Origin of the sequence: Archangium gephyra (genome assembly GCF_042230915.1) — a bacterium.
In the GTDB taxonomy this organism is placed as follows: Bacteria; Myxococcota; Myxococcia; order Myxococcales; family Myxococcaceae; genus Archangium; species Archangium gephyra_B.
The window spans coordinates 10,264,631-10,280,834 of sequence record NZ_CP102578.1 but is presented as its reverse complement, the minus strand read 5'-3'; the positions used below and the strand labels follow the sequence as shown (position 1 = coordinate 10,280,834).

7 protein-coding genes are annotated in these 16,204 nt (G+C 74.2%); 5 read left to right on the top strand and 2 right to left on the bottom strand.

Annotation, left to right across the window (positions count from 1 at the left end; genetic code table 11):
- Positions 1–13: 13 nt before the first annotated feature.
- On the bottom strand, positions 14–2,644 hold the full coding sequence (locus NR798_RS40480; protein ID WP_375767931.1) for a protein kinase: 2,631 nt from the start codon (positions 2,642–2,644) through the stop codon (positions 14–16).
- Between the two features lie 304 nt (positions 2,645–2,948).
- Here NR798_RS40480 and NR798_RS40475 point away from each other — a divergent pair, with 304 nt between their 5' ends.
- Both NR798_RS40475 and NR798_RS40470 read left to right on the top strand, forming a co-directional pair.
- Positions 2,949–3,563 (top strand): PilZ domain-containing protein, encoded by a 615-nt coding sequence (locus NR798_RS40475; protein ID WP_375767930.1) that lies wholly within the window; start codon positions 2,949–2,951, stop codon positions 3,561–3,563.
- 104 nt (positions 3,564–3,667) lie between these two features.
- Entirely contained in the window at positions 3,668–4,768 is a 1,101-nt protein-coding gene (locus tag NR798_RS40470; protein ID WP_375767929.1) for a citrate synthase, read from the top strand.
- Positions 4,769–4,781: 13 nt separating this feature from the next.
- Here the strand turns inward: NR798_RS40470 and NR798_RS40465 are convergent, their stop codons facing one another.
- Positions 4,782–5,186 (bottom strand): VOC family protein, encoded by a 405-nt coding sequence (locus NR798_RS40465; protein WP_375767928.1) that lies wholly within the window; start codon positions 5,184–5,186, stop codon positions 4,782–4,784.
- 152 nt (positions 5,187–5,338) lie between these two features.
- On the opposite strand from NR798_RS40465, the gene NR798_RS40460 reads away from it, so the two are divergent.
- Genes NR798_RS40460 through queC form a run of 3 tightly spaced genes read left to right on the top strand, consistent with a single transcriptional unit; the run spans position 5,339 to position 16,204 of the window.
- Entirely contained in the window at positions 5,339–14,881 is a 9,543-nt protein-coding gene (locus NR798_RS40460) for a flagellar hook-length control protein FliK (RefSeq protein ID WP_375767927.1), read from the top strand.
- Between the two features lie 14 nt (positions 14,882–14,895).
- Entirely contained in the window at positions 14,896–15,516 is a 621-nt protein-coding gene (locus NR798_RS40455) for a hypothetical protein (RefSeq protein ID WP_375767926.1), read from the top strand.
- A complete protein-coding gene (queC, locus tag NR798_RS40450) occupies positions 15,503–16,204 on the top strand; it encodes a 7-cyano-7-deazaguanine synthase QueC (RefSeq protein WP_375767925.1) in 702 nt (233 codons plus the stop codon). Before NR798_RS40455 ends, queC begins: the two co-directional genes overlap by 14 nt.

Sequence of the window (16,204 nt, the reverse complement as noted above, 5' to 3'; positions counted from 1 at the left end):
AAGAGGGGGCCGCTCACTTCTTCGACAGCGTCGAGAGGGCGTCCTTCGCCTCGTCCTGGCCGCAGTTCTTCGAGCCGGGCACGGCCTTGTCCTTGGGCAGCTTGCTCAGCTCCTCCAGGGCGGGCACCGCCTTCGGATCTCCCAGTCCCGCCAGCCGCCGCGCCGAGCGCGCGCGCACGCCGCAGCTCTTCGACTCGAGCGAGCGCGTGTACAGCGTCACCAGGTCCAGCCCGTCGGTGGACTGCACGGCCTCCAGGTAGCGCAGCGCGCCCCACTGCCTCGGCGAGGGCTCCTCGTCCGCCAGCGCCTCGAAGTGCTTCTTCACCGGCTCCTTCGGCAGTCCGGACAAGAGCTTGCGCAGCCCCTTGTCCGCCTCGTCCTCGCCGAAGTCCTCGGCCAGCCCGTCCAGCACCGGCGTCTCGAGGGACTCGCGCGCCGCGGCGTCCATGCCCGCGAGCACCGCGTGCTCCTCCTCGTGCCGCTCCAGCCCGTGCAACGCCCGCGCGCGCAGCTGGAGCACCGGCGCGTCCTTCTTCGCTTCCGCCGGCACGTCCGACAGGCGCTTGAGCGCGTCCGCCGGCTGGCCCGCCTCCATCAGCTCCCGGGCCTGGTACACCGGGTTGTTGCGGCGCGACACCTCATAGGAGCCCACGCCCAGCACGGCCACCAGCCCCAGGCCCACGCCCGCTGTCTGGCGCGGCCAGGCCCGCACGAGCGCCACCGTGCGCTCGGCCACCGTGCGCGCCAGGCTCGCCACCGCCCGCACCGGCTTCATCACCGGGCCCAGCTGCTCCTCAATGGGCGGACTGAGCGACACCTCGTCCTGGCCACCGAAGGGCAGGCCCTCCGGGGAGCGGCGGCAGCGGTGGATGCGCAGCGGCTCGCCATTGCCTGGCATGGGCACGCTGCCGCAGGGCTCGGCATCTCCCTCCACCCGGTTGCGCGCGAGGTTCACCGACTCGGTGAAGATGACCTCGCCGGCCGTGGCCACCTGCTCCACCGCCTTCACCACCTCCACCGGCTCGCCGAGCACCGCGTCGCGCGTGACGAGCACCTCGCCCGTGTGGAGGCAGATGCGCACGGGCAGCTGCTCGTCCGGGCCGCACGTCTGGTTGTGCCGCCACAGCCGGTCCTGCATGGCCATGCCGCAGAGCACCGCGTGGGTGGGGGAGGGGAAGACGGCCAGCAGCGAGTCTCCGCGCTTCTGCACCAGGCGCCCGCCGTACTGGCGCACCAGCGTCAGCAGCAGCCCGTCGTGCGTCTCCAGCATCCGCGCGTTCTGCTCGTGCGTCTGCCGGGAGGTGCGCTCGGTGTAGCCCTCCAGGTCGGTGAGCATCACCGTCAGGTTCTGCGGCTTGCTGCCCGCGAGCGTCCCGCTGCCAATGGGGGCCACCGTGCCCGCGGGCTTCGGGGCGGGCACGACGGTGCCGGCGCGCACCACGTGCTTCTCGTACACCACGGCCGCGATGGCCGACTGCGAGGAGCGGGTGGGTGCGCGCGAGGGCGAGGCCGCGCCCTCGGGCAGCGGCATGTTCCGGTCGGCGCGGGTCGGCGCCTGGGAGGCCGTGCGGCCACTGCTCGCGGGCGTGGCCACCGGCGGGGGCGCGGCGAAGACGGACGTGCCCGAGGCCGGGGACTCGGCCGGCTTGCGCTCCGCGGGCTCGCCCGGGGGCGAGGCGAAGGGGGACGTTCCACTGCTGCCCTGGGCGGACGCGTCGGGGACGAGGAAGGCCGAGATGCTCGGGGACGCCGTGCCCGCCGCCATCGCCAGGGGCAGGCCCACCATGGCCTGGGCTCCGGCCGCCAGCGCGCCGAGCGCATCCACCAGCGAGGTGGCGCTCTGCAACCGGTGGCTGGGCGCCTTCTGCAGCAGCTGCATCACCAGCGCGACGAGCGCGGGGTGGCCGGCGAGCGTCGGGGCGGCCTCGATGAGGGACATGGGCTCGGCGGCGGCATGCTGGGCCACGTACTGCGTGGGCCCGGGCCCGGGGAAGGGGAGCGCGCCCGAGAGCATGCGGTAGGCGAGCACCCCGAAGGAGTACAGGTCGCTGCGCGGATCCACCGGCGCGCCCACCGCCTGCTCCGGCGAGAGGTACTCCGGCGTGCCCACCACCAGCCCCACCTGGCTGAGGTTGCTGCTCGTCGCATCCGGCTCCACCAGCCGGGCGATGCCGAAGTCCAGCAGCCGCGCCTGCTCGCCGCGCAGCCCCCGGGTGAGCAGCACGTTCTCCGGCTTGAGGTCGCGGTGGATGATGCCCTTGTCGTGGATGGCCGCCAGGCCCTCGGCGAGCTGGTACAGCAGGGGCAGCGCGCGCGACGGCGCCATGGCCCCCAGCTGCAGCACGTCATAGAGGTTCTCGCCCTCCACGTACTCCATCACCAGGCACGCGCCGACCTCCGCCTGGCCGTAGTCGATGACGTGCACCACGGCCGGGTGCTCCACCGCGGACAGCAGGCGCGCCTCGCGCTTGAAGCGCTCGATCATGCTCGGGTGCACCATCAGGTCCGCGTGGAGGACCTTGATGGCCACCTTGCGGCCCAGGGACACCTGCTCGCCGAGATACACCTCGCCCATGCCGCCTGCACCGAGGAGCTGGAGCACACGGAAGCGGCCATCGAGGACAAGGGTACCGGTATCGATCACGGGCGCTGCATCTTCGCCGGAAACGGGGGTCGCGGGCAGGGGCCTTGAGTGAAGCGGGGCCGCTCATCTACTCGCCCTCCGAGCAGCGGAACAGGAAAACTCGCGTGCGCTTGTGCTCGGAGGCGTTCGCGAAGGACTCGCAGTGAACACTGAGCACGGGGGGCGAGCAGGGAGTGTGGGGGTGTGTGGGGCCGCGGGTGGGGGCGGCGGGGCATTCGAGGGGGCGTGTTAGGGTGCCGCGGAACGCAGGAGCCCTGCCCTGGTGGCGTCTGCCGGGGCTTGGGCCAGGGGGCGGAAGACGGCCATGGCCGAGAAGCGCCAGCATCGCCGGATCAAACGTCGGTTGATGGTGAAGTACGGAGAGCGGGAGCTCTCCCAGTCCGGATTCACGGGCGATGTGTCGACGACGGGGCTGTTCATCATCTCCTCGTCGATGCCCCCGTTGGACACCCGGCTGCACATCCAGCTCTTCGTGGAGCCGGAGCGCTGTCTGTTCTTCGAGGGCGAGGTGCGCCGGCACAAGCTGGTGCCGGCCGAGCTGCGCACCATCGAGCGAGGCGGCTTCGGGGTGCGCCTGCTCACGCCGCGGGAGGTGCTCACCTCGGCGCTGGACCAGGAGCTGCGCATCCCGCACTTCGAGCTGAGCTACCCCACGCGCGCCGCCTTCCAGCAGGCGTACGAGCGGGAGCTGCGCATGGGGGCTGTTTTCATCTCCACCTCCAAGCAGCTGCCCCGGGACACGCACGTCGTCGTGAGCCTGGTGCTGGAGTTCGCCGCGCGCGTGGTGGAGCTGGAGGCGCAGGTGGCCCAGGTGTTTCCGCCCCAGGAGGGACCGGGGGCGATGGTGGGCCTGGCGCTGCTGTTCACGGACCGGGCGCGGGCGGAGAGCCTGCTGCGCCCCTGGCTGGGCCAGGCCTGAGGCCGGGCGCGGGCTGGCCCTTCGCCTGGGCGACATGTCGATTGTCGAATCGAGTTTCGAGCCCGGAGGGTGGAAATTACACCTTGCGTCGGAGGGTCACGAACATGGACGCGACGCAGGCTGCGGTGCAGGCGGGTCTCGAAGGCGTAGTCGTAGCGGAGACCCGGTTGAGCGAGGTGGACGGCGAGCGGGGAAGGCTGGTGATTGCCGGAGAGGACGTGGAGTCACTCGCCGGGGCGGTCTCCTTCGAGGAGGTGTGCCGGCGGCTCTGGGCACCGTACGCGAAGGAGGCGCTGCCCGCGTCGCTCCAAGCGGCCCTGGGCGAGGCGCGGGTGCGCGCCTTCGGGTTGCTCGAGAGGACAGGGGATGCGCTCGAGGAGCGGGACGCGATGGACGCGCTCCGGGCCGCGGCGGCCCACGTCCCGCTGCACCCGGGCGGTGAGCTGGACACCTTCGTCCTGTTGACGGGCGCCCTGGCGGTGTTCGCGGGCGCATGGGCGAGGCGCAGGCGCGGTCTGGCGCCCGTGCCGCCGGACCCGTCGCTGTCCCACGCGGCGGATCTGCTGCGCATGGTGAGCGGTGAATCCCAACCCGAGCGGGCCGCCGGGCTCGAGGCCTACCTGGTCACTGTTTCCGACCATGGGCTGAATGCCTCCACGTTCACCGCGCGGGTGATCGCCTCGACGGGCTCGGATGCGGTGTCGGCGGTGGTGGGCGCCATCGGTGCGTTGAAGGGGCCCCTGCACGGTGGGGCACCCGGGCCGGTGCTGGACATGCTCGATGCCATTGGCCGTCCGGAGCGGGCCGCCGCGTGGCTCGAGGAGGAGCTCCGGGCCGGACGCCGCATCATGGGCATGGGCCATCGCATCTACCGCGTGCGTGACCCGCGCGCGGCGGTGCTGGAGCGCGCCCTCGAGCGGCTCGAGCAAGGGGGGCTGCGGACCGACCGGCTCGCCCTGGCGCGCTCGGTGGAACGCGCGGCCGATGAGCTGCTGCGCCAGCGCTACCCGGACCGGCCCCTGCGCGCGAACGTGGAGTTCTACACGGCGGTGCTGCTCGACGCGGTGGGACTCGATCGCGCGCTGTTCTCGGCCGCCTTCGCCTGCGGCCGCGTGGCCGGATGGCTGGGCCATGTCGCCGAGCAGCGCGCCACCGGCCGGCTCATCCGTCCCGCGTCCCGCTACGTGGGGCCGATGCCGGGCTGAGGCCCGGGTCCGCTCAGGCCTTCGTCAGGCTGAGCTGCCAGGACACGCCGAACCGGTCGGCGAGCCAGGTGAACTTCGGGCTGAAGGGGTACTCGCCCAGGGGCATGAGCACCTGTCCCCCTTCGCCCAGCTTCGCGGCCAGCATGTCGAGCTCGGCTTCCGAGTCCGTGTGGATGAAGATGGACGTGGCGGGCGTGAAGGTGAACCCGTGCTTCATGCTGCTGTCGATGCACATGAAGCGCTGGCCGTTGAGGGTGAAGGCCGCCTGCACCACCGACCCCTCGGCGCCGGGCTGGCCCGGGCCATAGCGCTGGATGCTGGTGATGCTCGCGTCCTTGAAGAGCGACACGTAGAACGTCATCGCTTCCTCGGCCTTCTTGCCTTCGAACATCAGAAAAGTCGAAACCGTCGTGCTCATGGTGGGGCGCGGCCTCCTGAAGGGGGCCCGACTCTGGCACAGCCGGGCGCTCGCGCCAGAGGCTCGTTGCCTGCTCTCCGGGCGGGGTAACAGCAAAAATTCCGGGGGGTTGGACCACGTGGTACCTTCCCGTGCTCGACAGCAGCCCCCCGATGGCCACCGACAGCGACTCCCCCAAGCCCGCGTCCGAAGCGCAAGCCGCCGCCCCCGAGCTGCGCCTGTTGGACAGGCGCGCCTTCGTGGGGTTTCCGTCCCTCGAGCTGGCGCCCGGCCTGTCCATCGCCGACTTCGCGCTGCAGATTCCCGACGTCACCTTCCCCTTCAACGTCAGCGCCGGGGCCTCGCGCTACCAGCGCAAGAAGCTCCTCTTCGGCTTCCTCGAGCTGAACGTCGACGCGGACCTGGTGGCGCGCAAGGTGGCGGAGCTGGCCGGACGTGTGGCGGGCCTCGAGGGCCTCAAGCTGCACTTCCGCCCCGGCTACCTCGAGGGCCAGGCCTTCCTCCAGGCGCCGGAGCGCACCCCGCTCACCTTCAAGGTGGCCTTCGACGCGGACGGTGAGCGGCTCGCCCTCTACCTCTACGACGTGCGCCTGTACGGCTTCGCCTCCACGCCGTCGGTGCAGGTGCCCGGCCTCCTCGCCGCCACCGTGGCCGAGCTGGGCCTGCTGCCCGAGGTGGAGGTGCGCGGCGCCACCGGCTTCTCCACCCGCGTGCTGCCCGCGCTCTGCCAGAAGGCCGCCGTCAGCCGGGGCTTCAAGATGCCCGTGCTGGACACCGCGCGCCTGTCCTCCGCCGAGGTGAGCAGCGCGGGCCTGCGTCTGCGCTTCTCCTCCGGGGGCCTGCCGCCCCCGGCCCCGCCCGACGAGGAGCTGCTGCTGGCCCTCGAGGGCTCCCGCGCCTTCGCCGACGCCGAGGCCCTGCTCGCCCAGGGCAAGCTCGCCGAGGCCCGCGACGCGTACCTGCAGGCTGGTGATGCCCAGGACGCCCACCCCTTCGCCGCCGAGCGCCTGCTGTCGCTCCTCGTGGCGGATCCGCAGGCGCATGACCTGGCCCTGGACGTGGCCGCCACGCTGCTGCGCCGCCGCGAGAAGAGCCCCGCCGCCCTCTGGGGCGAGGCCGTGGTGCGCGAGCGCCGCAACGAGCACGCCCGCGCCGCCGAGCGCTACCTCGCCCTGTGCACCCTGGCGCGCCGCGCCTCCGAGGAGGCCGCCGCCTTCTTCTCCGCCGAGGCCGCCGCCCGCGCCGCCAGGGATCACGCGCCCCAGGTGGCGGTGAAGGCCCTCCACGAGGTGCTCGGCCTCAAGCCGGACCACCTGCCTTCCCTCAAGGCCCTCGCGCGCGCCTCGGACCAGAGCCGCGACCGCGCCGGTGCCGTGCGTGCCTACCGCCGCATCGCCGCGCTCGCGAGAGACCCCGTCGAGGCCGCGGATGCGCACGTGCACCTCGCGCGGCTGTGCGCCCAGACGGAGGACGATGTCGCTGGCGCCCGCCTGCACTGCGAGGCCGCGCTGCGCCTCGCGCCGGACCAGCCAGATGCCCTGCTGCTGCTGGGCGAGCTGTGCCACCGCGGCGGCGAGCACCTGCGCGCCCTCAAGGCCCTGGACCGCCTGCGCGAGGTGGCCATGGCCCGCCACGAGCTGGACCGCGTGGGCCGCGCCAACCTCCTCGCCGGCCGCATCTGGGAAGAGGGCCTCCAGCAGCCGGACAACGCGCTGCTGCGCTACCGCGAGGCCACGTCGCTGCTTCCCGGCGAGCCCGAGCCCCTCTTCTCCACCGCCCGCGTGGCCGAGAAGCTGGGCAAGATGCAGGAGGCGCTCGCTGGCTACCAGCAGGCGCTGGAGCTGGCCGGCCCCGCGCCGCGCACCGAGTCCATCCGCCAGGCCGCGCACCAGAGCCACCACGCCCTGGCGCGCCTGTACCGCACGAAGCTCGGTGACCCCGCCCGCGCCCGCGAGCACCTGGAGGCCGCGCTCGCGTTGGATCCGCGCGACTCCGCCGCGCTCGACGAGCTGATTCCCTACTTCCGCGCCACCGGCCGCACCCAGGAACTGGCCGAGGCGCTGGAGAAGGCCGCCGCCGTCCACGAGGAGCCCGGCCGCCGCGCCGCCCTCTGGGCCGAGGCCGGAGAGCTGTACCGCGGCCGCCTGCAGCAGCCCGAGAAGGCCGAGCGCCTCCTCACCTCCGCGCTCGAGGCCGACCCCGCCCACAAGCCCGCGCTGGAGTCCATGCTGGCGCTCGCCGAGGCGCGCCGCGATGGAGGGCTGCTCACCCGATGCCTCTCCGCCCTCGCGCGCCTCACCCCCGAGCCCAAGGAGCGCGCGCAGAAGTACCGCCGCCTCTCCGTCGCCGCGCGGGACCTGGCCTTTGATTTGGACCTCGCCGCCACCGCCCTCCAGGAGGTGCTGAAGGCGGAGCCGGATGACCTGCCCACCCTGGGCGAGCTGTGCGCCCTCCAGCGCAAGCGCTCGGACATGGCGGGCCTGGCCACCGCCCTGGAAGAGCGGGCGCGCGTGGCCGAGGCGCAGGGTGACAAGCGGCTCGCGGCCGCGGCACTGCGCGAGCTGGCCAACGTGCTGGAGGCCCGGCTGGGCCGCCTCGGCGAGGCGCTGGTGGCCCTGGAGAAGGCCGCGCGCCTGTCTCCGGAGCAGGCCGTGCTGCTGGAGCTGGCGGAGCTTTCGCTGCGCTGCGAGCGCCCCGAGCACGCCCGGCGCGCGCTGGAGTCGCTGCTCTCCTCCCTGCCGCGCACCACCGCCCCCGAGCGTCTCGCGGACATCCGCTCGCGCCTGGGCCGCGCGTGCGAGCTGATGGGAGACCGCGAGGCCGCCATCGCCGCCTACGCCCAGGCCTTCCCGCTGCGCCGCCTGGATGACGCGCTCGCCTCCCGGCTGGAGGCCCTCTACACCGAGGCCGGCGAGACGCGCGAATTGGCCGAGCTGTGGGCCTCGCGTGCCCAGGCCCTCGTCGCCGCCGAGCGCGCCGCCGAGGCCGCGCCCCTCTTCCTCCAGAGCGCCCGCGTCCTCCTGGAGCGCGGAGAGAAGGGCCCGGCCCTCCTGCGCCTGTCCGCCGCCCTCGACGCGAGCCCCTCCGGCCCGCTGGCCGCCGAGGCCCTCGACGCACTCGCCGAGCTGGAGCTGGAGCGTGGCGAGAAGCTGGAGGCCGCCCGCCTCTTCGCGCGCAAGGCCGCCCTCGTGACGGACGCCCGCGCCGGCGCGAAGCTCCTCTACCGCGCCTCCGTGCTCGCCATGGGCACCAGCCGCGAGGAGGCCTTCCTCGCCGAGGCCCTGGAGCGCGAGGCCTCCTTCGCTCCCGCGCGCATGCGCCGTGGCGAGCTGCGCATGCAGGCCGACCCCCGCGCCGCCCTCGAGGACTTCGAGGCGGTGCTGGCCCTGCCCGCGGTGGACCCGGACGCGCCCCGCGAGGACGAGCTGCTGGAGCTCACCCGCCGTGCCTCCGCCGCCGCCGTGCGCGCGGGCCGCCCGGACTCCGCCCGCCGCCTGCTCGCGCAGTACTGCACCCTGGCTCCCGAGGACCTCGAGGCCCAGGTGGAACTGGCCGGCCTCCACCGCAAGGCCGGGGCGCGCGAGGCGCTGGCGGACCTGCTCGCCACGCTGTGGCCGCGCCTCTCCGGAGACGCCCGCCGCTCCGCGCGCCGCGAGCTGGCCGAGCTGTGCCTCGCCCTGGGCCGTCCCGCCGAGGCCGCCGACGCCCTGCGCAGCGTGCTCGCCGAGGAGCCCCACGACACCTGGGCCACCCAGGGCCTGTTGGAGCTGCTGCCCCCGCCGGGCACCGGCACTGCCCAGGAGGAGGCCGAGCGCCTCGCCCTGCTGGGCACCCTCATTACTTCCGCCGTGGGGGATGCCCGCGCCGAGCTGCTCGCCCGCCGCGCCGCCCTCCACCGCAACGCCGGCCGCTCCCAGTCCGCGCGCGACGACTTCCTCGCCGCCACGAAGCTCTCCCACCGGCCCGCGCCCCTGTGGCTCGCCATCGCCGCGCTCGCCCGCGAGGCCGGCGACGACGTGGACGAGCTGGAGGCCTGGCGTCAGGTGGTGGCCTCCGAGCCGGAGCTCGCCGAGCGCGCCCGCACCCGGCTGCTCGCCCTTGCTTCCGTGCTGGTGGAGAAGGACGCGCGGACTCCGGCCCGCGAGGCCCTGCTCGCCGCCGTGGCGCTGCCGCTGTCCCCGGCCGAGCGCAGTGATGCCTTCTTCGCCCTCGCCACGCTCGCGCGCCGCGACGGGCAGCCGGACGCCGAGGCGGACGCGCTCGCCGAGGCCGCTCGCCAGGGGCCCCTGCCTCGCCGCGTGGAAGCTCAACTGGCGCGCGCGAGCCTGCTCGAGAAGACGGGCAAGCTCGCCGAGGCCGCGGACAGCCTGGAAGCGGCGCTCTCCCTCGCCCCGCGCCATGCCGGGGCCACCGCCGCGCTCCAGCGCGTGCTGCGTGAGCAGGAGGACTGGACGCGCCTCGCGGGCCTGCTCGCCGCCGAGGCCTCGCACGCGCCTCCTCCCGAGGCCGCCGCCCTCTACGCGGAGCTGGGCACCCTCCACCTGGAGCGCCTGGAGCAGCCCGAGGCCGCCGAGGCCGCGCTGCGGCAGGCCGTGCGTCTGGCTCCCGAGAACATCGACGTGCGCCGCCGTCTGGTGGCCCTCGTCGCCGGCCGGGGTGACTCCGCCGAGGCCGCGAAGCTCCTCGACGTCGGCACCAGCCAGCTGCCTCCGGCCGAGGCCGCCACCCTCCTGCGCGAGGGCGCCGTGCACGCGCGCACCGCCGGGGACATGGCCCGGGCCCTGGACTTCGCCCGCCGCGCCCATGCCCTCGTGCCCGCGCGCGACGCGCAGCTCGCCGAGCTGGCCGAGCTCCTCTTCCTGCAAGGCGACGTGAAGGAAGCGCTGCCCCTGCAGGAGCAGCTCGCCGCCGCCGCGGACTTCTCCTCCGAGCCCGAGCGCGCCGAGAAGGCCTGGCTGCGCCTGGGCGCCCTGGCCGAGAAGCTCGGGGACTCGCGGCGCGCGGTGTCCGCCTACAAGCGCCTGCTCGCCGAGAGCCCGCTGAGTGAAGTCGCGGTGCGCCGGCTCGCCGCGCTGCTGGAGAAGGACGAGCCCCGCGCCGCCTTCGACGTGCTCGTCGCCCACGCGCGCGCCCTGCCTCCCTCCGAGGAGACCGTGGAGCGCCTCGTCTCGTTGTCCGAGCGCGCCCGGGACTCGCTGGCCGACTCCACCCTCGCCGCCTCGCTGCTGGTGCGCGCGGCGGAGATGGCGGAGGAGCCGCTGCCGCTGTACCAGTCGCTCGCCACGCTCTACCGCAACGCGGGCCGCATCCCCGAGCTGATGGCCCAGCTCCAACTGGTGGCCTCGCTCAGCCAGGAGGCGGGAGACCTCGACGGCGCCATCATGGCCTGCTCGGAGCACGCGCTCCTGGCCGAGGAGGCGGGCCGGGTCGACGAGTCCCTGCGCTCGCTGGAGGCGCTGCGCTTCCTCCTGGAGAAGGAGGGGCGGACGGACGAGGCCGCGGACTGCGAGCGCCACCGCGCGGAGATGTTGCGCGACGCGAAGCTGGACCTGCCCGCCGCCGAGCTGGCGCTGGAGCGGGCCTTCTCGCTGTGCACGCAACTCGACACGGCGCGCATGGGCATCGAGCTGGCCGTGCGCCGCGACGACACCGCCGCCGAGGCCCGCTGGCTGGAGCGCGCCGTCCCGCTGCTGAACGGCACGCGCGAGAAGGGCCCGTGGCTGCTGCGGCTCGCGAAGCACCACCTCGGCGTCCTCGGCGACTCCGCGAAGGCCGAGGGCTTCCTGCGCGACGCGCTCCACCTGGACCGCTCCCTCCAGGAGGCCGAGACGCTCCTGTGCGAGCTGCTGGAGCGCGAGGGCCGGGTGGCCGAGCTGGCCGCCTGGTTCGAGGAGTCCGCCTCCTTCGAGGAGGACGCCGCCCGCCGCGCGCAGTTGCTGCTGCGTGCCGCCACCCTCTACCGCGAGCGCGCCGGACGCCCGGAGGCCGCCATCGTCGCGCTGCTCGCCGCGCGCTCCGCGCTGCCGGATGACCTGGGCCTCACCCGCCACGCGGCGGACCTGCTCCATGAGATGGGGCGCGAGGCGGACGCCGCCGAGTTCGACGGCATGCTGCTGGAGGCGGACCCCTTCCAGGAGCCGCTCTACTCGCGCCACCGCGCGTGGCTGACGGAGACGGGCGACACGCAGGCGCTCGCCGCGCTGCTGTTGCGCCGTGCCCAGAAGCAGCCGCCCGCGCAGGCCGCGGAGAGCTACCTCGCCGCCGCCAAGGCCTTCCGCGAGGCCGGTGCGCTGGAGCGCGCGCTGCTGTGCGAGGACCAGGCCTTCGAGCTGGCCCCCTCCAGCGTCGAGGCCTTCCACGTGCTGCGCGCCCGCGCCGCCGGGGACGTGCGCCGGCTGGCGGAGCTGCTCTCCCTGCGTGCCGCCGCCGTGCCGCCCGAGCAGGCGCTGCCGCTCCTGCGTGAGCGCGCGGACAACCTGCTCAAGGCCGGAGAGGTGCTGCTCGCCGCCCAGGCCTTCGACGACTACCTGTCCAAGGCGGGCGACGACGTGGACGCACTCGCCACGCGCGCGGAGCTGGCCGCCGAGGGGGGCGGTCCCGGCGCGGCCCAGCCCTATGACCGGCGCCTGCTCGCCGCGGGAGGCGAGTCGCTGCCCGTGCCGGTGCGCGTGCGCACGCACCTGCGGCTCGGCCATGCCTCGCTGTCCTCCGGTGCGTACCGTGACGCCGCCGAGTCCTTCGAGGCCGTGGTGGCGCTCGAGCCCGAAGGCGCGCGCGGCCAGGAGGCCCTGTCGCTCCTCGCCGAGGTGTACGGCAAGACGGGCGACTCCAAGGGCCTGTACCGCGCCTCCCTGAAGCTCGCGCGCAAGGCCGACGCCGCCACCGCCGAGGTGCTGTACCGCCGCGCGGCGGACCTCTTCGAGGACCCCCAGGAGTCCATCGACGCGCTGCTGCACCTGGCGCGCCTGCGTCCCGCGGATACGAGCATCATCGACCGGGCGGTGAAGGGCCTGCGTGCCCTGCGCCGTCCCGCGGACCTGCTCGCCGTCTACGAGGCGGGTGCCCAGGCCGCCGGTGGCTCGCGCGCCGCGGAGCTGTTGCTGGCCGCCGCCGACGTCGCCGCGGGCCAGCTCGACGATCCGCAGCGCGCCGAGGCCCTCCGGGAGCGCGCCGCCGAGGCCGACCCGACCAACGTGGCCGCGCTCCAGGCCCGGGTGGTGGGCCTGCGCAAGCGGGGCGACCAGGCCGCGCTGCTGGAGGCGCTGGAGCGGCTGGTGCCCGTCACGGAGGATGCGGACGAGGCCTCCCTGCTGAGACTGGAGCTGGCTTCCCTGGCCAGTGCCGCCGGCCGCGAGCCGCTCGCCCGCGAAATGCTGGAGGCGGTGGTGGCCCGGGGTACCTCGGGTGCCGGCTACGCCGAGGCGCTGGAGGCCTTGGAGCCGCTGCTCACCACGGAGCCGGGCCGGCTGGCCGAGGTGCGTCTGGCCCGGGCGGAGCTGCTCTCCAACGCCGAGCGCCGGGAGCTGTTGCTGGCCGCGTCGCGCGAGTTCGAGGCCGCGAGCCGCATCCCCGATGCACTGCGCGCGGCCCGTGAAGCCGTCGCGCTCGAGCCCGATGTGGAGTCGCTGAAGTGGGTGGCGGCCCTGCACCGGGTGGCGGAAGAGCCCGGACGCGCGGCGCAGGCCCTGTTGCAGGCGGCCCGGCTGGCGTACCTGGCCCAGCGTCCGGCGCTGCTGGTGGAGGCGACGGACCTGTGGGAGGCCGCGGGCGAGAACGCCGAGGCCCTCGAGGTGCTCGAGCGGGTGGCCTCGGAAGCCCCGGGGACGTTGGGCCCGGCGGAGCTGGCCGAGCGCTTCCAGCGGCTGGGGGCTCCCGCGCGCGCCGTCGAGGTGGGCTTCGGGCCCGCGCTCGAGTCGGGTGACCTCACCGGCGCACTGGCGCTGGCCGAGCGCGCCGGGGACGCGGCCCGGATCCGCGAGGCGCTCTGGGCGCTGGTGTCGCGGCCGGACGCGGATGCCTCGCACGTCACGGACCTGGCCACCGGCCTGCGCACCGAGGGCGATTGGGACGGGCTGCTGCGGCTGGCGGAGCTCCTCACGCAGTGGGACGTGGCGCTGGCCACGGAGCTGCGCGGCGAGGTGCTGCGCGCGGATGGGGCCTCGGCCGAGTCCCGGCTGCGCGCCATGGAGTGGCTCGCGGCGGTGCCGGGCTTCACCGAGCGCCTGCGGAGCCTGCTGTCGGGCATTGGGGGCTTCCCCGCGGCGCTGGCCGAGGCGGTGCTCACCCATGTCCGGGCGCTGCCGCTGGAGGAGCGCCTCGAGGCGCTGGCCGAGGCGGCGGACAACTGGGCGGAGCGGCGCGGCAAGCTGCTGCGCGAGCGCTTCCGGCTGCAGCGCGACGCGGGGCTCACCGCGGACGCGGCGGACACGCTGGGCCTGCTCATTCTCCTGGAGACGGACCCCAAGGCCCGCGCCAGCCTCCACGTGGAGCATGGCGACATGCTGATGTGGGCGGGCGACAAGCCGCGCGCGCTGGAGGCCTTCGAGAAGGCGCTCGAGGACGCGCCCGGCACGATCCGCGCGCTGGAGTTCCTGCTCCCCATCTACGACGAGACGAAGAACCACGCGCGCTTCGTGGTGGTGGCCGAGCAGTTGGCGGCCATCCTCGCGGGCCCGGCGGCGATGGGGCTGTGGCGCGAGCGGCTCGCGGAGGCGTACGAGGCCCTGGGCCGACTGCCCGAGGCGGCCGAGCAGCTCAAGCTGTTGCCGGAGACGCCGGAGCGGCTGGAGCGGCGCGCGCGCATCGCCGAGGCGCAGGGCTTCACGGGCGAGGCGCTGCAGTTGCGCGAGCGCCTCACGGAGGAGCCGGCCCAGCTGGAGGACATCCTCCGCCAGTACCTGGACGGGCAGTTGGTGGTGTTCGCGGTGCGCCTGGCCGAGCGGCTCTTCCAGGGCGGCCAGCTCTCGATGCCGGCGAAACGCCTGGTGGCGGAGCGGCTGTCGCCCACCTATGAGGGCTCGGCGCTGGCCATCCACCTCTGGCCCGAGCTGCTGCGGCAGCAGCCGGTGGACGCGGACGGGTGGACGCTGTACGCCGAGGCGCTGGCGGCCTGCGATGACGTGGCGATGGAGGTGGCGCGCGTGGACGGCTTCGGCGCGGCGCTCGTCTCCAGCACGGCGCGCGCCACGGCGGCGACGATCTCCCCGGTGGCCCTGCCCGAGGGCTTCCGCCACGCGCTGCCTCCGGAGGCGGTGCCGGTGACGGACGAGAGCATGCCCCGCCTGCACGCGGCCCTGCGGCCCACGCTGAAGCAGTTGGGCGCGGGGGCGGTGCGCGTCTTCCTGAATCCTGCGGGCGGCGTGGAGGCCTGGCTCGCCTCGCCGGAGGAGCTGGTGCTGGGAGCGGGGACGCTGGCCTGCTTCGGCCCGGTGGAGCTGGGCTTCCTGTGCGCGCTGGCACTGTGCCTGGGTGCGCAGGGCGAGGCACTGAGCCGGCCCGGTCCGGTGGAGGGCTTCGACGAGGCAGCGGTGGCGGCATTCCGCGCGGTGCCCACCTCGCTGGCCGCGTCGCGCGTGCTGGCCCATCTGTCGCCCGAGGTGCGCGGCTCCGACCCGTCCCAGGTGGACGTGGGCACGGTGCTGCGGACCAGCACGGCGTTCCGCGCGGTGGCCCTCGTGGCCCTGGAGACCGTGTAACCTTTCGAGACTCTATGCCCGCCTCAAGACGACTGCTGCTCGTGTCGCTCCCTGTGCTCGCCATCGCCGTCGCGTGCGTATCCGAGACGGTGTACCCGGGGGACCTGACCATCGGCACGTTCGACTTCCATGCCCAGGCCAACTGGCCGAGGACGGACTGCAAGGCGGACGGTGGGGACTTCAACCGGCTGGTGGACGGAGGCTTCGACTTCGCGGGCACCTTCTCGCGGGACAGCACGGATGGTGGGGTGTGGTTCACCATCGAGGGCTTCTCGCGCAAGGCCACCTTCGATGCGCCGGTGCAGCGCTACGTGACGACGCACCGGGCGGCGGCCCAGCTCGCGAGCTGTGGCGAGGGCTGCGAGGGTGCGGAGATCGACGAGACGATGTCGGTGGTGGTGCTGAGCGACAGCCAGGACCGGGCCATTGGCAGCCGGTGCAACAACATGCCGGACGCGGGGCTGCCGGATGGCTCGGTGCCGGGCCCCACGGCGAATGGCTATGACGCGGAGAGGGCTTGTGGTGAGCTGCGGGTGACCTTCCTCCCGGGGAAGAGCACGCAGTGCAAGTGCACGGTGTCGTGCACGGCGGTGTACGGCCTGGAAGGGAAGCGGCGCTTCAATGGCGGGCAATAGCAAGAAGGCGGTGGTGCTGCTGTCGGGCGGGCTGGACTCGACGACGGTGCTGGCGATGGCGAAGGCGGACGGCTTCGAGCCGGTGTGCCTGGCGGTGTCCTACGGGCAGCGGCACGCGGTGGAGCTGGATCGGGCGCGCCGGGTGACGCAGGCCATGGGGGTGAAGGACTTCCGGCTGGTGACGGTGGACCTGCGGCAGGTGGGCGGCTCGGCGCTGACGGCGGACATCGAGGTGCCCAAGGACCGGCCCGAGGGCGAGCTGTCGCACGGCATTCCCATCACCTACGTGCCGGCGCGCAACGCGCTCTTTCTCTCGCTGGCGCTGGGGCTGGCGGAGGTGGTGGAGGCGAGCGTCATCTACATTGGCGTGAACGCGGTGGACTACAGCGGCTATCCAGACTGTCGGCCCGAGTTCATCCGGGCGTTCGAGCAGATGGCGACGCTGGCGACGAAGGCGGGAGTGGAGGGGACGCGCTTCGAGGTGAGGGCTCCGCTGTCGGGGATGACGAAGGCGGACATCATCCGGGCGGGGGTGAAGCTGGGCGTGGACTATTCGATGACGCACTCGTGCTACGACCCGGACCCGGAGGGGAGGGCGTGCGGGCGGTGCGACAGCTGCGTGCTGCGGCGCCGGGGATTCGAGCAGGCGGGGGTCGCGGACCCCACGGCCTATGTGAAGGGAGCCTGA